Source organism: Actinacidiphila epipremni, assembly GCF_012034175.1.
In the GTDB taxonomy this organism is placed as follows: Bacteria; Actinomycetota; Actinomycetes; order Streptomycetales; family Streptomycetaceae; genus Actinacidiphila; species Actinacidiphila epipremni.
On sequence record NZ_JAATEJ010000033.1, the window covers coordinates 23,568 to 44,733 of the forward strand.

The 21,166-nt window shown below is 72.4% G+C and carries 23 protein-coding genes; 11 read left to right on the forward strand and 12 right to left on the reverse strand.

The window, feature by feature from the left end; translation table 11 throughout:
- The first annotated feature begins 490 nt into the window (after positions 1–490).
- On the forward strand, positions 491–2,437 hold the full coding sequence (locus tag HCN08_RS30520; RefSeq protein WP_407648913.1) for an AMP-dependent synthetase/ligase: 1,947 nt from the start codon (positions 491–493) through the stop codon (positions 2,435–2,437).
- 249 nt (positions 2,438–2,686) lie between these two features.
- On the opposite strand, the gene HCN08_RS30525 is transcribed toward HCN08_RS30520, so the two are convergent.
- Positions 2,687–2,890 carry a cold-shock protein gene (locus HCN08_RS30525; RefSeq protein WP_167986541.1) on the reverse strand — a complete coding sequence of 68 codons (204 nt, stop codon included), beginning with the start codon at positions 2,888–2,890 and terminating at the stop codon, positions 2,687–2,689.
- A 282-nt stretch (positions 2,891–3,172) separates the two neighbouring features.
- On the opposite strand from HCN08_RS30525, the gene HCN08_RS30530 reads away from it, so the two are divergent.
- The 6 genes from HCN08_RS30530 to HCN08_RS30555 all read left to right on the forward strand — a co-directional run bounded on the left by HCN08_RS30530 (position 3,173) and on the right by HCN08_RS30555 (position 10,144).
- Positions 3,173–4,036: a menaquinone biosynthetic enzyme MqnA/MqnD family protein gene (locus HCN08_RS30530; RefSeq protein WP_322974786.1), complete on the forward strand. Its 864-nt coding sequence runs from the start codon at positions 3,173–3,175 to the stop codon at positions 4,034–4,036.
- 93 nt (positions 4,037–4,129) lie between these two features.
- Entirely contained in the window at positions 4,130–5,323 is a 1,194-nt protein-coding gene (mqnC, locus tag HCN08_RS30535) for a cyclic dehypoxanthinyl futalosine synthase (protein WP_167986590.1), read from the forward strand.
- A gap of 28 nt (positions 5,324–5,351) precedes the next feature.
- Positions 5,352–6,044, forward strand: a complete 693-nt coding sequence (locus HCN08_RS30540; RefSeq protein ID WP_167986543.1) for a demethylmenaquinone methyltransferase — start codon at positions 5,352–5,354, stop codon at positions 6,042–6,044.
- Positions 6,045–6,225: 181 nt separating this feature from the next.
- On the forward strand, positions 6,226–8,055 hold the full coding sequence (locus tag HCN08_RS30545; RefSeq protein WP_167986544.1) for a zinc ribbon domain-containing protein: 1,830 nt from the start codon (positions 6,226–6,228) through the stop codon (positions 8,053–8,055).
- A 119-nt stretch (positions 8,056–8,174) separates the two neighbouring features.
- A complete protein-coding gene (locus HCN08_RS30550; RefSeq protein ID WP_167986545.1) occupies positions 8,175–8,750 on the forward strand; it encodes a DinB family protein in 576 nt (191 codons plus the stop codon).
- Between the two features lie 107 nt (positions 8,751–8,857).
- Positions 8,858–10,144 (forward strand): geranylgeranyl reductase family protein, encoded by a 1,287-nt coding sequence (locus HCN08_RS30555; RefSeq protein ID WP_167986546.1) that lies wholly within the window; start codon positions 8,858–8,860, stop codon positions 10,142–10,144.
- 89 nt (positions 10,145–10,233) lie between these two features.
- On the opposite strand, the gene HCN08_RS30560 is transcribed toward HCN08_RS30555, so the two are convergent.
- From HCN08_RS30560 to HCN08_RS30605, 10 genes are all read right to left on the reverse strand, one after another.
- Entirely contained in the window at positions 10,234–12,312 is a 2,079-nt protein-coding gene (locus tag HCN08_RS30560; protein WP_167986547.1) for a serine/threonine-protein kinase, read from the reverse strand.
- A gap of 123 nt (positions 12,313–12,435) precedes the next feature.
- Entirely contained in the window at positions 12,436–12,882 is a 447-nt protein-coding gene (locus HCN08_RS30565) for a VOC family protein (RefSeq protein WP_167986548.1), read from the reverse strand.
- A gap of 47 nt (positions 12,883–12,929) precedes the next feature.
- Positions 12,930–13,313: a VOC family protein gene (locus HCN08_RS30570; RefSeq protein WP_167986549.1), complete on the reverse strand. Its 384-nt coding sequence runs from the start codon at positions 13,311–13,313 to the stop codon at positions 12,930–12,932.
- A 36-nt stretch (positions 13,314–13,349) separates the two neighbouring features.
- Positions 13,350–13,751, reverse strand: coding sequence for a PPOX class F420-dependent oxidoreductase (locus HCN08_RS30575; protein WP_322974789.1), 402 nt, complete (start codon positions 13,749–13,751; stop codon positions 13,350–13,352).
- Positions 13,752–13,822: 71 nt separating this feature from the next.
- Complete coding sequence (gene tgmC, locus HCN08_RS30580) at positions 13,823–14,980, reverse strand: ATP-grasp peptide maturase system methyltransferase (protein ID WP_167986550.1); 1,158 nt, start codon at positions 14,978–14,980, stop codon at positions 13,823–13,825.
- Entirely contained in the window at positions 14,977–15,945 is a 969-nt protein-coding gene (tgmB, locus tag HCN08_RS30585) for an ATP-grasp ribosomal peptide maturase (RefSeq protein ID WP_206319431.1), read from the reverse strand. The genes tgmC and tgmB overlap by 4 nt, the downstream gene beginning before the upstream one ends.
- On the reverse strand, positions 15,942–16,211 hold the full coding sequence (tgmA, locus tag HCN08_RS30590) for a putative ATP-grasp-modified RiPP (RefSeq protein ID WP_167986551.1): 270 nt from the start codon (positions 16,209–16,211) through the stop codon (positions 15,942–15,944). The genes tgmB and tgmA overlap by 4 nt, the downstream gene beginning before the upstream one ends.
- A gap of 40 nt (positions 16,212–16,251) precedes the next feature.
- Positions 16,252–16,620, reverse strand: a complete 369-nt coding sequence (locus HCN08_RS30595) for a hypothetical protein (protein WP_167986552.1) — start codon at positions 16,618–16,620, stop codon at positions 16,252–16,254.
- Complete coding sequence (locus HCN08_RS30600; RefSeq protein WP_167986553.1) at positions 16,617–17,045, reverse strand: ATP-binding protein; 429 nt, start codon at positions 17,043–17,045, stop codon at positions 16,617–16,619. The genes HCN08_RS30595 and HCN08_RS30600 overlap by 4 nt, the downstream gene beginning before the upstream one ends.
- A 45-nt stretch (positions 17,046–17,090) precedes the next feature.
- The gene (locus tag HCN08_RS30605; protein ID WP_167986554.1) at positions 17,091–17,291 is read right to left on the reverse strand and encodes a hypothetical protein; all 201 of its coding nucleotides are present in this window, start codon (positions 17,289–17,291) and stop codon (positions 17,091–17,093) included.
- A gap of 211 nt (positions 17,292–17,502) precedes the next feature.
- On the opposite strand from HCN08_RS30605, the gene HCN08_RS30610 reads away from it, so the two are divergent.
- The 3 genes from HCN08_RS30610 to HCN08_RS30620 all read left to right on the forward strand — a co-directional run bounded on the left by HCN08_RS30610 (position 17,503) and on the right by HCN08_RS30620 (position 19,133).
- Complete coding sequence (locus HCN08_RS30610; RefSeq protein WP_167986555.1) at positions 17,503–18,384, forward strand: helix-turn-helix domain-containing protein; 882 nt, start codon at positions 17,503–17,505, stop codon at positions 18,382–18,384.
- A 3-nt stretch (positions 18,385–18,387) separates the two neighbouring features.
- On the forward strand, positions 18,388–18,582 hold the full coding sequence (locus HCN08_RS30615; protein ID WP_167986556.1) for a DUF397 domain-containing protein: 195 nt from the start codon (positions 18,388–18,390) through the stop codon (positions 18,580–18,582).
- 83 nt (positions 18,583–18,665) lie between these two features.
- On the forward strand, positions 18,666–19,133 hold the full coding sequence (locus tag HCN08_RS30620) for a pyridoxamine 5'-phosphate oxidase family protein (RefSeq protein ID WP_167986557.1): 468 nt from the start codon (positions 18,666–18,668) through the stop codon (positions 19,131–19,133).
- Positions 19,134–19,236: 103 nt separating this feature from the next.
- On the opposite strand, the gene HCN08_RS30625 is transcribed toward HCN08_RS30620, so the two are convergent.
- Positions 19,237–20,196 carry a C40 family peptidase gene (locus tag HCN08_RS30625; RefSeq protein WP_167986558.1) on the reverse strand — a complete coding sequence of 320 codons (960 nt, stop codon included), beginning with the start codon at positions 20,194–20,196 and terminating at the stop codon, positions 19,237–19,239.
- Between the two features lie 579 nt (positions 20,197–20,775).
- Here HCN08_RS30625 and HCN08_RS30630 point away from each other — a divergent pair.
- Positions 20,776–21,135: an NADH-quinone oxidoreductase subunit A gene (locus HCN08_RS30630; protein ID WP_167986559.1), complete on the forward strand. Its 360-nt coding sequence runs from the start codon at positions 20,776–20,778 to the stop codon at positions 21,133–21,135.
- The last annotated feature ends 31 nt before the right edge of the window (positions 21,136–21,166 follow it).

Consider the following 21,166-nt stretch of genomic DNA (forward strand, 5'->3'; position numbering starts at 1 on the left):
CGAAAGGGGCTGTTGCTGTCGTGTCCGGACCACCGGCCGGTGGCCGGTTGCGCGCGCAGTTCCCCGCGCCCCTGGGTTGTGGCCGTCTGGCGTGGAGGTCGCCTTCCCGGGCGGGGGCTCGCGGCTGTGCCGCCGGGTATCCACCAGGGGCGCGGGGCTGTGTTTGTTGTGCGGCTGCCGCCGCGTGGGCGCGACCGGCGGGGGTTTGCGGCTGCGTCGGGCGTTGCTTTTCAGGGGCGCGGGGAACTGCGCGGCCAGCTGTATGCGGCGTGCAGGTCGTCACCGTCCGAAAGGGGCTGTTGCTGTCGTGTCCGGACCACCGGCCGGTGGTCGGTTGCGCGCGCAGTTCCCCGCGCCCCTGGTGGATACCCGGCGGCGCAGCCGCGAGGCCCCGCCCGGGAGTGCCGACGCGGCGGCAGCCGCGCAGCAAGCGGAGCTCCGCGCCCCGACAAAGCACCCCGCGGCGCAGCCGCGGTTGACCGCCGGGGACATGCTCAGGCAGAAAGGATTCGCTCGGATGCCCATACGCAAACCACCGCCCCCGCAGGGGCCAAGGCCGGAGGTCACGTTCGAGCGCGGCGGTGCCGTCATGGCCGTGGTGCCGGCGATCGTGGAGGTGCCGCGGCGGGGGAGCCTCGGGGACATCCCGTTCGCGAACGCGGAGGAAGCGCCCGGCGACGTCGTCATGAGCCGGAAGGGGGCGGACGGCCGGTGGCGGGACGTCAGCGCGCGGGAGTTCAGGGACGACGTGCTGGCCGTCGCGAAAGGCTTGCTCGCCGCCGGGCTCAGGAGCGGCGACCGGCTCGCGATCATGGCGCGGACCTCGTACGCCTGGACGTTGCTGGACTTCGCCGGCTGGGCCGCGGGCCTGATCACCGTGCCGGTGTACCCGACCTCCTCCGCCTCCCAGACGCAGTGGATCCTCGCGGACTCCGGCGCCGCCGCCTGCGCGGTGGAAAGCGTCGACCAGGCCCGTATCGTCAGCGCCGCCAGACCCCGCCTGCCGGAGCTCAAGCAGCTGTGGCAGCTCGACACCGGCGCCCTCGACCAGCTCGCCGCCGCCGGCCGGGAGCTGCCGGACGCCCTGGTCACGTCGCGCCGGCAGCAGATGGGGCCGGACACCGTCGCGACCCTCATCTACACCTCGGGCACCACCGGCCGCCCCAAGGGCTGCATCCTCACCCACGGCAACTTCTTCGCCGAGGTCGACAACGCCACCGAGCTGCTGCACCCGGTCTTCAAGGCCGTCAGCACCGAGCCCGCCTCGACCCTGCTCTTCCTCCCCCTCTCCCATGTCTTCGGCCGCATGGTCGCGGTCGGCTGCCTGCGGGCGCGCGTCCGGCTCGGGCACGCCCCGAGCATCGCCACCGAGGACCTCCTCGCCGACCTCGCCGGTTTCCGGCCCACCTTCCTGCTGGCGATCCCGTACGTGCTGGAGAAGGTCTACAACACCGGCCGCGCCACCGCCGAGCAGATCGGCCGCGCCGCCTCCTTCGACCGCGCCGCCCGTATCGCGCAGGCGTACGGCGAGGCGGCCGTCGCCCGGCAGGCCGGCACCGGCCCGGGGCCCGGCCTCGGGCTGCGGCTCGCGCACGCGCTGTACGACCCGCTGGTCTACCGGCGGATCAGGGCCGCGCTCGGCGGCAAGGTGCGGTACGTCATCTGCGGCGGCTCCCCGCTCGGCAAGCGCCTGGCCGCCTTCTACGCCGGCGCCGGCGTCATGGTCTTCGAGGGGTACGGCCTGACGGAGACCACCGCCGCGGCCACCGTGACGCCGCCGCTGAGCCCGCGGCTCGGCACGGTCGGCCGGCCGCTGCCCGGCACGGCGGTGCGGATCGCCCCGGACGGCGAGGTGCTGCTGCGCGGCGGCCAGGTCTTCGCCGGCTACTGGAACGACGAGGGCGCATCCCCGGCCGTCGCGGGGACGCCTGACGGGCGGGGCTCCGGGGGATGGTTCCCCACCGGCGACATCGGCGCGCTGGACGCCGACGGCTACCTCACGATCACCGGCCGCAAGAAGGAGATCATCATCACCGCGGGCGGCAAGAACGTCGCCCCCGCCCCGCTGGAGGACCGGCTGCGGGCCCACCCCCTCGTCGGCCAGTGCATGGTCGTCGGCGACAACCGCCCCTACGTCGGCGCGCTGCTCACCCTGGAGCCGGACGGACTGGCCCACTGGCAGCGCATGCGGCACAAGGAGTCCCTCAGCCGCGCGGAACTCGCCGCGGACCCCGACCTGCTCGCCGAGCTGCAGAAGGCGGTGGACGACGCCAACGCCTCGGTCTCCCGCCCGGAGTCCATCCGCCGCTTCCGCGTCCTGGCCGCCGACTTCACCGAGGACGCCGGGCACCTCACGCCGTCCATGAAGATCCGCCGGGCCGCCGTGAGCCGGGATTTCAGCGCCGATATCGAGGCGCTTTACGGACCCCGGGCGTAACGCGACGCAACCGGGCGCAACCGGACGTATCGCGGCGCAAAGGGGCGCGGAAGGCGCGGAAGGCGCGGAAGCCGCGGAAGGGTACGGGAAGGCGCGGAACGGCCGGGAAAGGCGCAGAAAGGCACAGAAAGGCGCGCGGGCGGCGGCCGAAAAGGCAGGGGCCGCTCCACCGAAGTGGGGCGGCCCCTTGGTACTACAGGTTCTGGGCGCGAAGCGCCACCGACCGGTTGGGCACCGAACTGGTAAGGACTAGTTCGGCGTGACGTTCTCCGCCTGAGGACCCTTCGGGCCCTGCGTGACGTCGAAGGTCACCGCCTGGTTCTCCTCCAGGGAGCGGAAGCCGGAGGCGTTGATCGCGGAGTAGTGAACGAAGACATCCGGGCCGCCGCCGTCCTGGGCGATGAAGCCGAAGCCCTTTTCAGCGTTGAACCACTTGACGGTTCCGGTAGCCATTTAAAGCCCTCCTTGGGCCAAAGGGTCGCCCTGCTCCAGAACCTGCATGTGCGAAGTCTGAAAACTACAAAAGCCTGCGGGTTACATGCTCCGCAGGCTCTGTACTGCAAGGGAAACCAAACTGCAACTTGCGTCGAGCCTAGCATGCCCGCTGACGGCCATGGAAGGCTTTCAAGATCGGTTTTACGCGTGGCGCGCGACACGCCCCCCGCCCGGGGTACGCCCAGGCCACGCGGGGGGCGGTGCGCCCCGCCCGGCCGCGGCAGGAGTAGCGTCCACCAGGTGGACACCTCAGCGCGCACCGACAGCGGCCCGGGCCCGATCCGCCCCCGGGTCGGGCACATCCAGTTCCTCAACTGCGCCCCGCTGTACTGGGGCCTGGCCAGAACCGGCACGCTGCTGGACCTCCAGCTCACCAAGGACACCCCCGAGAAGCTGAGCGCCCAGTTGATAGAGGGCGGCCTCGACATCGGCCCGGTCACGCTCATGGAGTACCTGCGGCACGCCGACGAGCTGGTGGCCCTGCCCGACATCGCCGTGGGCTGCGACGGCCCGGTCATGTCGTGCGTCATCGTCAGCCAGCTGCCGCTGGACCGGCTGGACGGCGAGCGGGTCGCCCTGGGCTCCACCAGCCGGACGTCCGTACGGCTCGCCGAGCTGCTGCTCACCGAGCGGCACGGCGTCCACCCCGACTACTACCGCTGCCCGCCCGACCTGTCGCTGATGATGCAGGAGGCGCAGGCCGCCGTCCTGATCGGCGACGCGGCGCTGCGGGCCTCGCTGCACGACGCGCCGCGGCTCGGCCTGGAGGTCCACGACCTCGGCCAGATGTGGAAGGACTGGACGGGCCTGCCCTTCGTCTTCGCGATCTGGGCCGTCCGCCGCGACTACCTGGCCGCCCACCCCGAGGCCGTGCACGACGTGCACAAGGCGTTCCTCGCCTCCCGCGACCTGTCGCTGGAGGAGGTCGAGAAGGTCGCCGAGCAGGCCGCCCGCTGGGAGGCGTTCGACGCCGACCTGCTGCGCCGCTACTTCACGACCCTCGACTTCTCCCTCGGCGCCGAGCAGCTCGCCGGCATCGCGGAGTTCGCCCGCCGGGTCGGCTTCCCGCGCGAGGCCGAGGTCACCCTCCTGCCCCAGAGCTGACCGTACGGTCGGCGTACGCTGACGGGGTCAGCCCGGCGTCCGCCGCAAGCCCTCCGTGCGGCTCCCCGCCTGCACCTTCCGGAAAGGGACCCCCTGGTGAGCGACCACGCAGCCGTCCTCGAACGCGCCGCCGCCGGCGGCCGTATCACCCCCGAGGAGGCGCTCGACCTCTACCGCGGCGCCCCCCTGCACGCGCTCGGCGCCGCCGCCGACGCCGTACGCCGCCGCCGGTACGCCGGGACCGAGCACATCGCGACGTACATCATCGAGCGGAACATCAACTACACCAACGTGTGCGTCACCGCGTGCAAGTTCTGCGCCTTCTACGCCGCGCCCAAGGACACCGGGAAGGGCTGGAGCCGCAGCCTGGACGACATCCTGCGGCGCTGCGCGGAGACCGTCGAGCTCGGCGGCACGCAGATCATGTTCCAGGGCGGGCACCACCCGGACTACGGCGTGGAGTACTACGAGGAGCACTTCGCCGCGATCAAGCGGGAGTTCCCGCAGCTGGTGATCCACTCGCTGGGCGCCTCCGAGGTCGAGCACATGGCCCGTATCTCCGGCGTCACCGCCGAGGAGGCCATCCGCCGCATCCACGCGGCCGGCCTGGACTCCTTCGCCGGCGCCGGCGCCGAACTGCTCCCGGAGCGGCCCCGCAAGGCCATCGCGCCGCTGAAGGAGTCGGGCGAGCGGTGGCTGGAGATCATGGAGACCGCGCACCGGCTGGGCGTGGAGTCCACCTCCACGATGCTGATGGGCACCGGCGAGACCAACGCCGAGCGCATCGAGCACCTGCGGATGATCCGCGACGTCCAGGACCGCACCGGCGGCTTCCGGGCCTTCATCCCGTACACCTACCAGCCCGAGAACAACCACCTGAAGGGGCAGACGCAGGCCACGCTCTTCGAGTACCTGCGGATGATCGCCATCGCCCGGCTGTTCCTGGACAACGTCGCCCACATCCAGGGCTCCTGGCTCACCACCGGCAAGGAGGTCGGCCAGCTGTCCCTGCACTACGGCGCCGACGACCTCGGCTCGGTGATGCTGGAGGAGAACGTCGTCTCCTCGGCGGGCGCCAAGCACCGCTCCAACCGCATGGAGCTGATCCACCTCATCCGCGCCGCCGGCCGCGTCCCCGCCCAGCGCGCCACGACGTACGAGCACCTCGTCGTGCACGACGACCCGGCGAACGACCCGGTCGACGACCATGTCGTCTCGCACCTGTCCTCGACCGCCATCCCGGGCGGCACCGCCCACCCGGAGCTGAAGCTGCTCGCCGACCGGTGAGCGGCTGCCGAGCCGTTAGGGTGACAGCGTGAGCCGTGCATCACTGGAGAAGCAGCCGGACGACGTCGCCGCGATGTTCGACGACGTCGCGGCGCGCTACGACCTGACCAACGACGTGCTGTCGCTGGGCCAGACCCGGCTGTGGCGGCGGGCCGTCGCGCAGGCGCTGGACGTCGCGCCGGGGGAGCGGGTGCTGGACCTGGGCGCCGGCACGGGCACCTCGTCGCTGCCCTTCCTCGCCGCGGGCGCCACCGTCGTGCCGTGCGACTTCTCCCTCGGCATGCTCCGGGAGGGCAAGAAGCGGCACCCCGAGCTGCCGCTCACCGCGGGCGACGCCACCCGGCTGCCGTTCGCCGACGGCGTCTTCGACGCGGTCACCATCTCCTTCGCGCTGCGCAACGTCCACGACACGGACGAGGCGCTGCGCGAGATGCGACGGGTCGTCAGGCCCGGCGGGCGGCTGGTGATCTGCGAGTTCAGCCAGCCGACGTACCGCCCCTTCCGGACCGTCTACACCGAGTACCTGATGCGGGCGCTGCCGCCGGTCGCCCGCTCGGTGAGCAGCAACCCCGAGGCGTACGTCTACCTCGCCGAGACCATCCGCGAGTGGCCGGACCAGAAGGCGCTGGCGGGGCGGTTGCAGAGTGCCGGCTGGCGCGGGGTGGCGTGGCGGAACCTGACGGGCGGGATCGTGGCGCTGCACCGGGGGACGAAGCCGTAGCGCCGCCGCCGGGCTTCGCCGGGCCGGGTGCCGGCCGGGCGCGCGGGTGAACGCGCGGTCGGCGGGAGCTGTCGCGGAGTGGGCCATTCCGGTGTGGTGGCAGGGGACTGACACCTAGGCTGCGGTGTCTGTGCCGGGGAGCGCGTGTCCCCTGCTGCCTGCGATCGACGGAGTGGCCCTTATGTCGTACTGCCCAGCGTGCGGGAATCCCGTTCCGGACGCTGCCGCCCGGTTCTGCATGAAGTGCGGGCGGGAGCTGCCCGGGGCCGTCCCGACGCCCACGCAGATATCGCCGGCGCCGCCTCCGCCGTACGTGGTGGGGACGCCCGGGCCGTCGCCGGCGGCCCAGTTCACCGGGCGGGTCTTCGCCGGCAACTGGAGCTGGGCGGCGCTGGCCGCGCTCGTCCCGGCGGTGGTGCTGCTGGTCGTCGCGGGCGGGCTCGGCACCTGGTCGCAGCACGCGTTCAAGAGCGACGAGGTCGGCTGGTCCACCCGCAGCCGGATCGCCCTCGCGCTGACCGTCCAGGGCCTCGGCGGCCACCTGACCGTCCACGACGCCTCGCGCGACAGCGGCTTCAGCGGCTTCGGCTGCGCTTCCGGCGATGACGACGACGACTCGGGCTCGGGCTACTACGACGACGGTACGTCGGGTGACGACGGGGACGACTACGGGGATGACGGGTCCTCGGATTACGGGGATGACGGCTCGGACTACGGGGACGACTACGGCGATGACGGGTCGTCCGACTACGGGGACGACGGCTCGGACTTCGGGGACGACTACGGGGACGACGGCTCGGACTTCGGCGACGACTTCGGGGACGACGGTTCCGACTTCGGTGACGGCACGACGACCGGCTTCACCCAGAGCTACGGCTACGTCCAGCCCGCCGGCTACGTCGAGCGCGCCTCCTCCGACTGCGCCGCCCGGAGCGCCGGTCTCTCCGTGGTGCCGCTGAGCTTCACGCTCGTGTGGCTGCTCGCCCTGGTCCTGGTGCTGCGCGCGGTGCGCGGGCGGGGTGCAGGGCCCGAGGCGGCGGTGCGGGTCGCGCTGCTCAGCGCGGTCGCCTCCACCGTGCTCGCGCTCATCGCGCAGCCGAGCCTGCGGGACGTGGAGGTGCACAGCGGGCCGTGGCGCGTCCTGGTGTGGTCCTTCCTGCTGAGCCTCGCGGTCGCGCTGGTCGTCCTCGACGGCCCGGCGCTGCGGGCCAGGTTCGGCGCCGCCTACCGGGTGCTGGGCGCGGCGCTGCTGGGCCTGCTGGTCACGGTGCTGTTCGCCGGCGTCGTCGTCTACGCGGTGGCCGTCGGCAACCATGAGCACCTGGAGGCCACGGGCCTGGTCGTGACGGCCACGATCCTGCCGAACCTGGGCCTGGCCGGCCTCGGCCTCGGCTGGGGCGCGCCTTTCAAGGTCAGCGAGAGCATCGGCAGCCACGAGATGAGCCGGACCTACGGCCTGACCCGGCTGAACCACTTCTGGGACGGGTCCGCCACCCCGCTCGCGGTCCTCGGCGGCGTGCTGTGCGCGCTGGCGATCGGCCTGATCGCGGCGGCCCGCACCCGCAGCCGCGCGGAGCAGTTCGCCGTGGTCGGGGCGTTCACCGCGATGTTCACGGTGCTGGTCGCGATCGGCGGGATCTCCTCGGGCGGCGTGGACGCGCTCGACGCTCTGTACACCGGCAGCGGCAGCCACAGCCACGCTGGCACCGAGGTGTCGCAGGCGCTGCTCTTCGCGCTGCTGTGGTCCTTCGGCGGGGTGCTGGTCGCGCCGGCCCTCCGCCGGCTGTTCGGCGTGGCCCCGCCGCCCCCGGTGTACTCGGCGGGCGGGCCGCAGGGCGCGTACGGGCCCCCGTCGCCGTACGCCCCGCCGCCGTTCGGCGCCCCGCACGTACCGGCGCAGCAGGCCCCGCCGCCCGCGGGGCCGTACGACCTGGGGGTCGTCCAGCCGGAGCGGCTGACCGAGCGGGAGGAGCAGGAGCGGCGCGACGAGGGCGGCGGGGCGCACCGGTGAGCCGTACCGGAGGCCGCTGACCTCAAGGACAGAAGCTGACCGCAAGGGTTCCTAGGGTGGGTGGTGAACCCGAGGCGGCCCTTGCGGGCGGCCGGCAGTCCTTGTGGAAGGCGGACCCCATGACCGGCACCATCACCGGCACCGTGACCGAGAACGGCACCCCCGGCGAGCAGCAGGCCCCGGCGGTGCGCGGGGAGCGGGCGGACCTGCTGGAGGCGCTCGCCAAGCAGCGGCACTTCCTGCGCTTCACCACCCGCGGCCTCACCGACGAGCAGGCGGCCACGCGCACCACGGTCAGCGAGCTGTGCCTGGGCGGGCTCATCAAGCACGTCGCGGCCGTCGAGCGGAACTGGGCGGATTTCATCGTCCACGGCCCGGCGCGGGACGTGGACTTCACGAACATGACGGAGGAGGACTGGGCGCGGCGGCGGGACCAGTTCGCCCTGCTGCCCGGCGAGACGCTGGCCGGTGTGCTGGAGGAGTACGCGGAGGTGGCGCGGGCCACGGACGCGCTCGTCGTCTCCTACCCCGACCTCGACACCGACCACCCGCTGCCCGAGGCGCCCTGGTTCGAGCCGGGCGCGCGCTGGTCGGCGCGGCGGTCGCTGCTGCACATCGTCGCCGAGACGGCGCAGCACGCCGGGCACGCCGACATCATCCGCGAGGCATTGGACGGCGCCAAGAGCATGGGCTGAGCGCGATCCCGGCGGCGGGGACTCATAGACTCGGGGGATGCGCGCGGCCCGCCGCCGCCCGCACCGCCCAGCCGTAGCCGTACTCGCCGCACAACGGGAGAGCCACCGTGCCCGACACCGCCTTGTCCGAGCGCACCGCCGACGTGATCGTCGTCGGCGCGGGCCCCGCCGGTTCGACGACCGCGTACTACCTGGCGAAGGCCGGGCTCGACGTCCTGCTGCTGGAGAAGACCGCCTTCCCGCGCGAGAAGGTGTGCGGCGACGGCCTGACGCCGCGCGCGACCAAGCAGTTGGTGTCCATGGGCATCGACATCTCGCCGGAGGCCGGCTGGCTGCGCAACAAGGGCCTGCGCATCATCAGCGGCGGCCTGCGGCTGGAGATGGACTGGCCGGACCTGGCGGCGTATCCGGACTACGGCCTGGTCCGGCGGCGCGAGGACTTCGACGAACTGCTCGCCCAGCAGGCGGTGAAGGCCGGCGCGCGGCTGTACGAGCGGTGCAACGTCGGGGCGCCGCTGATCGACGAGCGCACCGGGCGTATCACCGGCGTGCAGGCCAAGCTCGGCGTCGAGAAGACCCCGGTGGCCTTCAACGCGCCGCTCGTCGTCGCCGCCGACGGCAACTCCACCCGGCTGTCGCTCGCGATGGGCCTGCACCGCCGCGAGGACCGCCCGATGGGCGTCGCCGTCCGCACGTACTTCACCTCGCCGCGGCACGAGGACGACTACCTGGAGTCCTGGCTCGAACTGTGGGACCGGCGCGGTGCGACCCCGCGCCAACTCCCCGGCTACGGCTGGATCTTCGGCCTCGGCGACGGTACGTCCAACGTGGGCCTGGGCATCCTCAACTCCTCCGCGGCCTTCCGTGAGCTCGACTGGCGCGAGGTGCTCAAGGCGTGGGTCGCCGGCATGCCCGAGGACTGGGGCTACATCGAGGAGAACATGACGCAGCCCATCCGCGGCGCCGCCCTCCCGATGGCCTTCAACCGCCAGCCCCACTACACCCGCGGCCTGCTCCTGGTCGGCGACGCCGGCGGTCTCGTCAACCCCTTCAACGGCGAGGGCATCGCCTACGCGATGGAATCCGGCCAGCTCGCCGCGGACGTCATCACCCAGGCCCACGCCCGCGCCACCCCCGCCCAGCGCGAACTCGCCCTCCAGCGCTACCCGAAGATCCTCAAGGACACCTACGGCGGCTACTACACCCTCGGCCGCGCCTTCGTGAAGCTCATCGGCAACCCGAAGGTCCTCCAACTCTGCACCGAACGCGGCCTGACCCACCCCATGCTGATGCGCTTCGCCCTCAAACTCCTCGCCAACCTGACCGACCCCACGGGCGGCGACGCGATGGACCGCGTCATCAACGGCCTCACCAAGATCACCCCCAGGGCCTGATCCGCTGCTCCCTCCCGCCGCGGGCGGCCACCTCGGGTGTGCCGCCCGCGGGCGTACCGGTCGCGGAAGGTACGGGGGAGGGCGGGGGCTCAGTCGTCGTCGTTGCTGCTGTCCGGCAGGGCGTTGCGCCACAGGGTGATGTCGAGGACGACGTAGGTGCTCGCCTCGTTGGCCTTCGACGCCTGCTTGTAGGTGATGAGGGCGACCGTGCCCTCGGGGGTGCGGGCGCAGATCTGGCTGCCGGCGGTCATCCGGCCCTGGGCGATGTCCTGGGTGTAGCGGGTGTCGTGCAGGCAGGTGTCGAGCGAGCCGGCCTCGTCGTGGTCCAGCAGCACGAGCTTGGTGCTGGACGCCGACAGGCTGCAGTCGCTGAACGAGCAGGAGTACGTCAGGTCGTCGCCGGTGTCGTTCTGCGGCTGGATGTCGGTGTCGCTGAAGTCCAGGTGGTAGCCGTCCGGGAGCTGGATGCCGGTGTGCGGCTCGGGCTGCGGGTTGGGGTCGGCCTGGCTGGTCGGCTCCTCGGTCGCCGTGTCGTCGGACGGGTCGTCGTCGGCGGGCTCGGTCGTCGCCGGGGTGTCGGTGGTGGGCGCGGCGGAGGCGCTGTGGGAGGGCGGGGCGGCGTCGTCGTTCTTGCCGTCGTCGCCCTTGCCGCCGCTCAGCGCGATGGCGCCGCCGACCGCGCCGCCGATGACGACCAGGGCGGCGACGAGGGACAGGACCAGCACCTTGCGCCGGCCCTTGCGGGCGGGCTCGGCGGGGGCGGGCTGCTGGACCGCGCCGAAGGTGCCCTGGGGGGCGTACGGGGAGGGGCCGCCGGGCTGGGGGTAGCCGTACGCGGGGCCGGCGGGGGCGCCGGGGCCGCCGGGTGCGGCCGGGGCGCCGGGTTGCGTGGCCGGGTAGGCGTAGGCGGCCGGGGGCTGCTCGGCGGCGGGCGGTTGCGCGGGGTGCGTGGCCGGGTGGGTCGCGGGGTGCGGCTGGGCGTGCTGCTGAGCTGCCGCGGGCGCGGCCGGGGGCGGGGTGACGTCCGGGCGGGTCGCCGGGGGCGGGGGCGTGTGCGGGCCCTCCGCGGCGGGCGCGGCGGCGGGCCGCGGGGGAGTGGGCGGCGCGGCCGGCGCGGGCGGCGGCACGTCCTTCGCAGCCAGGGCCGCAGCGGCTCCGGCGACGGCGCCCGCACCGGCGCCTGCCACCGCACCCCCACCCGCGACGGCCGGCGGAGCCGCCGGCACCGGCGGCGCGGCAGGCGAGTCCGGCGCGGAGTGCCGGGCCGGGATCTCCGCGGCCAGCGCCCTCGGCAACCACTGGTCGGGCCGCCGCAGTTCGGTCTGCTGCGAGGCCGTACGGCACATCCCCACCACCTCGGCGAGCGACGGCCGCTCGGCCGGCACCTTCGCCAGGCAGCGCCGCACCAGCGGACGCAGGTCCTCGGGCAGCGTGGCCAGATCCGGCTCCTCGTGCACGATCCGGTAGAGCACCGCGTGCGAGGGCCCGTCGCCGTACGCGGGCGCCCCGAGCGCCGCGTACGCCGCGACCTGGCCGAGCGCGAAGACGTCCGTCGCCGGTGTGATCTCCCGCCCCGCGGCCTGCTCGGGCGACATGAAGGCCGGCGTGCCGATCGTGACCCCGCTGCCGGTCAGCGCGGTCGCGTCGGCGGCCCGCGCGATGCCGAAGTCGATGACGCGCGGCCCGTCCGAGGCGAGCAGCACGTTCGACGGCTTGAGGTCGCGGTGCACAAGCCCCGCCCCGTGCACGGCCTCCAGCGCCTCCGCGATACCCGCGACGAGCAGCAGCACCGTCTGCACCGGCAGCGGCCCGTGCGCGACGACCGCCGAGGACAGCGTCGGACCCGGTACGAACGCGGTGGCCAGCCACGGCCGCGGCCCGTCCGCGTCACTGTCGATGACCGGCGCGGTGTACAGCCCCTGCACGCGCTGCGCGGCCTGCACCTCCTGCTTGAACCGCCGGCGGAACTCCGCGTCCTCCGCGAACTCCGGCCGGATCACCTTGACCGCGACCGGCCGCCCCGCGGGCGTGTAGGACAAGTACACCTTGCCCATCCCGCCCGCGCCGAGCCGCGCCGCGAGCCGGTACGCCCCCACCGACGCCGGATCGTCCGCCTCAAGCGGCTGGAACACCTCGCCCGACCCGCTCGCCCCGCCCGCCCCGCTCATTTCGACCGCCCTCGTCCCCGTCGTTGCTGCTGGCGGCATGGAGACTACCGGCCACGGGAACCAAACCCGTCGTTTGTCGCGTAGTTGTGCCATGACAGGCATCCGGCGGTTACTGCACGGCGGTCACTGCACGGCCTCGGCCCTGAGCGGAGCGACACAGAATTCGTTGCCCTCCGGATCGCACATCACCACATGGTCGCGGTCATGCCGCGCGAGCACCCGCGCCCCCGCCCGTACCAGCCGGTCCGCCTCCGCCGCGATCCGCGCCCACCGCTCCTCCTCGGTGCCGTGCCCCGGCACCCGGATGTCTATGTGCAGCCGGTTCTTGGCCGTCTTCGGCTCCGGCACCCGCAGGATCGACAGCCGCGGACCGACGCCGTCCGGATCGCACAGCCACTCGCCGTCGTCCCGCGACTCCTCCTCGTCGATGCCGAACGAGGCCAGCCACTCCCCGCGCGTCGCGAACGGCGCGGGCGGCGGCTCGTCGACGTACCCGAGCGCGGTCTTCCAGAACGCGGTCAGGACGGCGACGTCCCCGGCGTCCAGCGTGAGATCGATATGCGCACCCATGTCCCGAACGCTACGCCCGCCCACTGACAACGGCCCCTGACCTGGGACTACGCGTCCCGCGGCGCCAGGAACTCCAGCCGGTTGCCGAACGGGTCGGCGGTGTGGAAGCGCGCGTACCCGGGAAATTCGCCGTCCCACGTCACCTCGTGCCCGCACTCCGCGAGCCGCCGGGCCAGCTCCGGCAGCGCGCTCACGAGAATCCCCGGATGCGCCTTGCGCGCCGGCGCGAAGTCCGCCTCCACGCCGAGGTGCACCTCAAGTCCCCCGCCGCGGAACCAGCACCCGCCCCGCGGCGCGAGCCCCGGCGGCTTGTCCACCTCGGCCAGCCCGAGGACCCCGCCCCAGAACTCCCGGCACGTGTCCTCGCCCCCGGGCGGGACGGCGAGCTGCACATGGTGCAGCCCGCCAAAGCCGAAACCGTACGCTGCCATGGCCGTCCCTCCGTGCCCTCCGCGCCTGTCCCGGCGTCAGAACGTGACCGCGACCCCCACCTGGTCGGTCCTGCGGCCCCGCCGCGTCAGCCTCCGGCCCAGGTCGGTGAGCCGCACGGAGACGTACTTACGGGCCAGCAGCCGGCGCGCGGCGTCCGTCCCGGCGTCGTCCAGCAGCCGCGCCGTCCCCTCCACGGCGACCGCGCCCGGCGCGACCCGCCCCCGGAAGTTGCACGGCGCGACCTGCACCCGCCCGTCGTTCCTGATCCGCTTGACCTTGCCGCTCCCCACGCCCGTCCAGAACACCAACTCCGTCTCGGACACGGCGTACCAGACCGGCGTGGCCACAGCCCTGCCGTCCCGCCGGAAGGTGGTGACGCTCACGTACTTCCCACGCCGCAGCGCCGACAATGCCTCGGAACCCTCAGTGACGGTCACACCCCCGATCGTACCGACCCCACCCCCGACCCCCGCCCAACTCCAGCCACGCGCGCCCGCGGGTTCGAGCCTCACACCGGTAGACGCCAGCCGGCCTCCTCCTCGCCCTCGCCCTCGATCCACACCCGCTGGTCGCCGTCCGGGCCGACAGCGATACGGAAATCCTCCTGGTGCGGCGCGCCCGCCTCCTGCCAGCGCAGCACTGCCGCCTCCACCTCATCCCAGAGCCGCATGGGGCCGCGCTGGACGACCCGCCATCCGTCCCCGCCGGGAGCCGGCGCGGTCCGGGCCTGCGAGCCGGTGGAGACGTCCCAGAGGATCTGTCCGCTCCCCGCCCCCATCCGCTCGGCCTGCGGCGCCGCGAGCTGCGCGATCCACCCGCCGGTCCACGTGCCCACGACCGCCGGGTCGATGCGTGTCGGCCGCTCCTCGCCCGGAAGCAGGTGCAGCACCGGGCGGGGCGGGCGCTCATGCGGCCGGGCGAGCATGAAGCTGGTGTGCCCGGGGAGGAACCGGCCCTCCGCGGTGCCGGGCCTCGTCACGGTGAGCAGCGCGAGGCCGGACGCGTAGCCCCAGCCGGAGAGGGTGGCGAGGATGCGACCGCCCGGGCGTACCTGGTGCAGCCACGCCAGGGGCACATGGCGGACCGCGCAGGTCGCGATGAGCCGGTCGTACGGCGCTCCGTCCGCAGCCCCCTGGAGTCCGTCGCCGACGACGAGCCGGGGCGCGAAACCGGCGGCCGACAGCGCGACGCGCGCGGCTGACGCCACCTGCGGGTCGTACTCGACGCTCGTCACGGCGCCGTCGCCGAGCCGGTGCGTGCCGAGGGCGGTCGAATAGCCCGTGCCGGTGCCGATCTCCAGCACCTTGTGCCCCGGCTCCACGCCCAGTTGCCGCCACATCCGCACCACGAGCGAGGGCAGGGTGGACGAGGACGTGGGCGCCCCGCCGACGTCCCCGCCGGCCGCGACATCCTGCGGCCGGACGCGCCCGTCGAGCTGGGTGACCAATGTCCGGTCGGCGTAGGCGCCCTCCAGCCAATCGCCGTCGCTCTGCCGTACCGCCCTGAAGCGGGTGGGTACGCTTCCCGCGATCTCCTCGAAGTACCCCGGCACGAACACCTCCCGCGGCACCGTGGCGACGGCACCGGCCCACGGGTCGTCCGCGCCCTCGCCTTCCAGGGCCACCAAGTGCGCGAGCGCGGCCCGCAGTTCCCTTGACCTGTTCACGGGTTGCCGCCTTTCTCCAAGCGGTCGGCGATCGCGCGGGCAATCTCGGCCGTGATGTCCGCCGGCTGCCACGCCCACTGGCCGTTGGGATTGCACTCCAGGAAATACCAGTCACCGCCGGGGGTCACGGCGAAGTCGAACGCGCCGTACACCAGCCGGAATTCGCGAAGGTAGGCGAATACCGAGCGTGTCACCGCGTCCGGCACGTCGACCGGCGTGCAGGTCATGCGGTCCTGCCGGCGACGCCAGTCGAGGTCCGGGCTGTCGATGCGCGTCCCGAACAGTCGCTCGCCCACGACCGTCACCCGTACGTCGAACGCCTTCTCGACGCGGGCCTGGAACATGTGCGGGCATGCGCGCACCGCAGGGGTCACTTCGTGCTCGGACACCGGGCGCACCCATACGGCCCGCGGTTCGCCGTCCACCTTGTAGGGCGTGTTCCACACCGGTTTGTAGAGTGCCGCCCCGGACCTGCACGCGATGAAGCGGCGTGCCTCGCTCTCGTCGCTGGTGATCAGGGTGTCGGGAATCCGGAAGGAATGCCGCCGTGCGGCTGCGAGTTGGGCGGGTTTGTACTCGGCGGCGCGGTTGTTCCAGGGGTGGTTGACGTAGTGCGCCCCGGGCAACGAGGCGAGGATGCCGCCGGACCCCCAGGACGACTGATCGGCGGCGAAGCGCCTGTCCTCGCCTCCGAGCCCGGGCGGACCCGCGTAGGTGGAGGGCCTGCGCACCCACACGGACCGGATGTCGTCCAGGGCGACTTCACGTGTCGGGGTACGCAATGTGCCGTGTCGGCCGTCTGCGCCGTAGTGGGCGGACAGCGCGGCCCCCATGTGCAGGTCGATGCCCGGGTCACAGCGCACTACCGGGACTTGGCGCTCGTGCAGTAACCGGAGCACCACGTCCGCCGTGACGTCACGGTCATTGGTGAGCACCAGGACCGATCCGGCCCGCACGGCGTTCAATCGGACTCGTCCTGGTCGTAGGACTCGGTGGTGTCCGAGTCGGTCGACCCGCCGGGCCCGGCGCCGTCCCCGGGGGACGTCTGGGTGGGCGTGACGCCGCTCGTGCTCGTCCCGTGCTTGCCCAACTCGACGGTGCGCCCCATGTCGTCGACGATCACGGCGACCTGTGTCCCGGGGTCGATGAGCACGGTTGCCGCGGGCACGGCGGGCGTGCTCTCGTACGGGGCCATCCTGCCGATGCCCCAGGGCGGGAGTGTGTGCGTCATGTCTTCCTCTGCTTTCGATCGGCGCGTGAGCGCAGGGCTTTCACGCAGTGGGCTCGGGCTGCCAGGTGTCGTGCAACTGCCAGCTGTGGGCGCCCGGGTGGGCGGTGAACTCGCAGCAGGGCTCGGCGGAAGGCGGGGGACTGGCGTGGGTGCAGTCGGGGAGGACGAAGACGGTGGTGGGGTGGTGGCCGCGGGTCCAGCGGGTCCAGACCGCGCCGGAGGTGGCGCCGGGGAGTTCCATGACGAAGGCGTGGTGGTCGCCGAGGGGGTGCTGCTCCAGGGTGCAGCGCAGCTCGCGCTGGACGTCGTCCGGGGAGGTGGCGCCGGGCGGTGCGAACTTCCGCGCGGCGGCGACCAATGAGGCCGGGAGCGCGGTGCGTTCACCGCAGAGGGTGGGGGCGTGGGTCATGCGCGGGCCTCCGGGTTTGCGGGGAGGGGGAGTTGGGCCCAGACGGCCTTGCCCGAGGTGGGCGCCGGGTACGAATAGCCCCAGCGGCGGCTGAGGCCGGCGACCAACTGGAGCCCGCGGCCACCGGGTTCGTCCTCGGCGGGGTGGCGCAGGACGGGCGGGCGGCGGTCGTCGTCGTAGACGCAGACCAGGACGTGGTCCGGCAGTCGCCGCAGGCTCAGCAGGCAGCCGGGGCTCATAGGTGAAGTGGCGGCGTGCCGCAGGCAGTTGGTGACCAGCTCGGAGATCACCAGCAGTGCGTCCTCGGTGGTCTCGGCGGGCACCTCCCACCCTTTGAGCACGTCCTGCGCCTGCACCCGCGCCCACTGGACGGCGGACGGCTCGCAGGGCAGTTCCATATGCCGGGTGCTGCTCGCATTCCTCATGTCGGAGCCTTGCGCGTAGGTGCGGCTTGTTCGGCCGCCGGGCGGTCATGGCGGGGGTGCCCCGGTGGGTCCCGACAGGGCCAGGCCCAGAGCGCGTGCCAGGTCGCTGAGCAGCGTCATGGCCTGCGCGTCGGTGATCCGCTCGATCCGGGAGCTGGTGGGGCCGAAGAGCAGAAGGAAGCCCGGTGGCTCCGCGGAGCGCCGTAACGGCACGCGCAGGCCCGGAGTCCGACCGGCTTCCTTCACGAGACCCCCGGCGGTAGTGGGCGTAACAGAGTTCCGCGTCACGGCTGTCGTACGTACCGTGACTGCGTAGTACTCACGGTAGAGCGACCGGCATAGGCTGGCAACCGATCTCCAGGAATAAGTGCGTTCTGGGGGAACGGTTCCAAGATCACTGAGTACCGTTGGCGGCCCCGAACCGGGCAGACTGTGTGCCAGAAGGAGAGGAAGAGCGATGGCGGGTGAGCAGAACCCCACCGTCAGGCGGCGACGCCTAGGGTCCGAGCTGCGCAAACTCCGGGAGGCCGCGGGGCGGTCACTGGAGGACGCCGCCGAAGTCCTGGAGTGTTCCCGTTCCAAGATCAGCCGCATCGAACTGGGTTACCTCGGAATCCGCACCCGTGACGTCCGCGACCTCCTCAACGACTACGAGGTCGAGGACGAGGCGCTGCGCACCCACCTGATGGCCCTCGCCAAGGACGGCAACAAGCGCGGATGGTGGGAGGCGTACGGGCACATCGTCACGCCGCCGTACGCCAACTTCCTTCAACTGGAGGCGGACGCCGACTACATCAGGACCTTCCAGTCGATCCTCATCCCCGGCCTGCTCCAGACCGAGGCGTACAGCCGGGCGGTCATCCGGGCCAACCCGGCGCTGGTGCGGGACGAGGAGGTCGACACCCTGATGCGCATCAAGGCGGAACGGCAGCGGCTCCTCACCCACGTCGAGAAGCCGGTGCGGTTCTGGGCGATCATCGGCGAGGCGGCGTTGCGGACCCCGATCGGCGGCCCGAAGGTCATGCGCGGCCAACTCGAGTACCTGGCCGAGGCGGTGGAGCAGAGCAACGTCACGCTCCAGGTGCTGCCGTACGCGGCCGGTGCCCACGCGGGCCTCAGCGGCCCGTTCGTCCTGTTCTCGTACAACGTGCCCAACGACACGGGGATCGTCTTCCTGGAGAACCTGACGAGCAGCCTCTACCTGGAGACGCCGGACGAGGTCGCGAACTACACCCTGGTGTTCGACGCGCTGCGGTCCTCGGCTCTCAACCCCGCCGACTCCCTCGACTTCGTCACCGCAGTGGCCGAAGAGCACACGTCCGACAGAACCACGAGGTAACTCATGAACAGCACCTCCGCGACCTGGCGCAAGTCCAGCTACAGCGGCAGCACCAACGACTGCGTCGAGGTCGCGGACGGCGTGCCCGGCGTCGTACCCGTCCGCGACTCCAAGGACCCCCAGGGCCCCGCCCTGGCGTTCACCCCCGAGGCGTGGGGCTCCTTCGTGACGGGCATCCGGCTCGGCGACTTCGACTGACCCGGCCAAGCCCCCGGTGGGGTGACGTGGCCTAGGTCCAGGGACGGATGTGGGGGTGCGGGGGTGGTCGGTAGCGTCGGGGGATGACGACGAACGGGCAGGGTGGCGGGCCGCGGAGCCGGGTGGGGCGCAAGGAGAACGCGCTGCGGCTGCTCGGCAGTGAGCTGGACGTGTGGGTGGCGACCGCGGATGCGGACGGGGGGCCGACGCTCGTGCCGCTCACGTTCTGGTGGGACGGGGAAGCGGTGTGGCTCGCCACGCGGCCGACGAATCCGACCGGGGTGAACATGGCCGCGTCCGGGACCGTACGGCTGTGCTTCGGGACGACGCGGGACGTCGTGCACGTCGAGGGCGGCGTCACCGTCTTCGCCGCCGACGCGCTGCCGGACGGCGTGGGGGACTCCTTCGCCGCCAAGGACGGCTGGGATCCGCGCAAGGACCCGGAGCCGTACTGCTTCTACCGGGTCCGGCCGCAGCAGTTGCGGGCGTGGGGGACCGTACCGGAGCTCAAGGACCGGCTGCTCATGAAGGACGGCCGCTGGCTCGTCTGACGCCCGGGCGGCGGGCCCCCGCACCCGCACGCCCGCGCACCCGTATCCGCACGCCCGCGGTCCCGATACGCCCGGAGCCCCCTGAGCCGCAAGCCCCGCAGGGCTAGAGCACCCGCACCGCCCAATCCGGCTCCGAATACGTCAGCGGCTTGATCCCCACCGGCGAGGACGGGTTCGCCGCGTCCAGGTACTGGCCGTCGCCGATGTAGACGCCGACGTGGTAGGCGCTGCCCTCGCCGCCCCAGAAGACGAGGTCGCCCGGCTGGAGGGAGTTCAGGGACACCGGCGTGCCCACCGTCGACTGCTCCTGGGAGGTGCGCGGCAGCGAGACGCCGACCTTGGAGAAGGCGACCTGCGTCAGGCCCGAGCAGTCGTAGGAGTCGGGGCCGGTCGCGCCGTAGACGTACGGCTTGCCGATCTGGGCCTTCAGGAACGCGATGAGCTGGTCGACCTTGGAGCCGGACGGCGCCGGTGCCGGCGCGGAGGAGGACGAGGCGGCCGGTGTCGCCGTGAGCGTCGCGCGCTTGCTGCTGCGCGAGGCGGCCAGCGCCGACGCGGTGGCCCGCGCCTTCGCGGCCTTGGCAGCGACGGCCGCCTTGTGCTTCGCCGCGGCGGCGGCTGCCGCCTGCTGTGCGGCGGCCTGTTGGGCCGCTTGCTGGGCCGCTTGCTGAGCCGCCTGCTGCGCGGCCACCGCCCGGGCGGCGGTGAGCTTGACGGCCATCGCGTCCTGCGCCACCGCGTCGGACGCCTGCCGGGCGCTCACGGCCGTCGCGAGCGGCGGCAGCGCGCCGGCGGCGGCCGACGCGGAAGACGCGGAAGACGCCGAAGACGCCGAAGAGCGGGACTTCGCACCGTGGTTCTCGGCGAGCGCCGGCGCCGTCGCCCCGCCGAGGGCGATCGCGCTGACGACGCCGCCGACGAGCCCGGCCCGGCGGGTCCAGTTGGGACGGCTGGGTGCGGCGTGCCGCCGCCGGCCCGAACTCGCGGACGTACGAGATATGTCGGGCGAAACAGTCGTTGGGGACGGAGCGGACACAGTGGCCCGCGGTCTGTTCTGGGACATGCGTCTCTGGCTATCAGGAACGAATGGTTCCGTTCAACAAAGGTGGGCTTCGCCACAGTTGACGTGACCACGGCTCAATTGCCCGTTTCGCGATCTTGCCGTTGGGCCGATTTGATGCGTTCTCATATGCCGAGCCCGTTATGCGCTCGTGCACGCGTTCACGCGGCGGATTCCTCGCCGCCGAGGGCGCGTTGGCGACCGCCGTCGCGCCGCCCGCGCGCTATCACGCCACCGCGTCCAAGGCGAATTTGCCCGCCGCCGCGGTCCCTTGATAAAGAGCGCACGCCTCTGACCAGCAAGAATTCACATAGATGTGACATGAAGTGATCGTTTGGGAGTGATCCGCCTCAAGATCACCGCTCATCCGACTTCATGATCATTGGCCGGGTGGTGGAGATCACAAAGGTCACCCGGTACCCCGTGTCGCAGATCACAGAGCGGGAGGCATAGGATGCAGGCGACTTGGGCTTGTGAACTGCCTCACATAGAAGCGATCTTGTCGCGGACGGTGAGGCGGCCCGCACCCTGGGTCGCGGTCCGTATACGTCAGTCACTGCCGACTGGAAGGAGCGGGGGACGGTGAACGCCTACGCGCCCATTCTCGTGCTGGGGGGCATCGCGGCCGGCTTCGCGATCTTCTCCGTTTTCATGGCCTCGATCATCGGGCCGAAACGGTACAACCGGGCCAAGTTGGAAGCGTACGAGTGCGGTATCGAGCCCACCCCGCATCCGGCCGGCGGCGGGCGCTTCCCCATCAAGTACTACCTGACGGCGATGCTCTTCATCGTCTTCGACATCGAGATCGTCTTCCTCTACCCCTGGGCCGTCACCTTCGACCGCCTGGGGATGTTCGGGCTCGTGGAGATGCTCCTCTTCGTGCTCACCGTCTTCGTCGCCTACGCGTACGTGTGGCGGCGCGGCGGCCTGGAGTGGGACTAGGGACAGGGACGAAGGGGACCAGGGAGCCAAC

Bases quoted from the DNA above. Each gene is read 5' to 3' on its own strand.
- HCN08_RS30565 (WP_167986548.1), bottom strand. From the start codon at position 12,882: ATGGGTGCGCATATCGATCTCACGCTGGACGCCGGGGACGTCGCCGTC.
- HCN08_RS30520 (WP_407648913.1), top strand. From the start codon at position 491: ATGCTCAGGCAGAAAGGATTCGCTCGGATGCCCATACGCAAACCACCG.
- HCN08_RS30615 (WP_167986556.1), top strand. From the start codon at position 18,388: ATGAACAGCACCTCCGCGACCTGGCGCAAGTCCAGCTACAGCGGCAGC.
- HCN08_RS30610 (WP_167986555.1), top strand. From the start codon at position 17,503: ATGGCGGGTGAGCAGAACCCCACCGTCAGGCGGCGACGCCTAGGGTCC.
- HCN08_RS30560 (WP_167986547.1), bottom strand. From the start codon at position 12,312: ATGAGCGGGGCGGGCGGGGCGAGCGGGTCGGGCGAGGTGTTCCAGCCG.
- HCN08_RS30545 (WP_167986544.1), top strand. From the start codon at position 6,226: ATGTCGTACTGCCCAGCGTGCGGGAATCCCGTTCCGGACGCTGCCGCC.
- tgmA (WP_167986551.1), bottom strand. From the start codon at position 16,211: ATGACGCACACACTCCCGCCCTGGGGCATCGGCAGGATGGCCCCGTAC.
- HCN08_RS30595 (WP_167986552.1), bottom strand. From the start codon at position 16,620: ATGACCCACGCCCCCACCCTCTGCGGTGAACGCACCGCGCTCCCGGCC.
- HCN08_RS30600 (WP_167986553.1), bottom strand. From the start codon at position 17,045: ATGAGGAATGCGAGCAGCACCCGGCATATGGAACTGCCCTGCGAGCCG.
- HCN08_RS30570 (WP_167986549.1), bottom strand. From the start codon at position 13,313: ATGGCAGCGTACGGTTTCGGCTTTGGCGGGCTGCACCATGTGCAGCTC.
- HCN08_RS30550 (WP_167986545.1), top strand. From the start codon at position 8,175: ATGACCGGCACCATCACCGGCACCGTGACCGAGAACGGCACCCCCGGC.
- HCN08_RS30620 (WP_167986557.1), top strand. From the start codon at position 18,666: ATGACGACGAACGGGCAGGGTGGCGGGCCGCGGAGCCGGGTGGGGCGC.
- HCN08_RS30525 (WP_167986541.1), bottom strand. From the start codon at position 2,890: ATGGCTACCGGAACCGTCAAGTGGTTCAACGCTGAAAAGGGCTTCGGC.
- HCN08_RS30625 (WP_167986558.1), bottom strand. From the start codon at position 20,196: ATGTCCCAGAACAGACCGCGGGCCACTGTGTCCGCTCCGTCCCCAACG.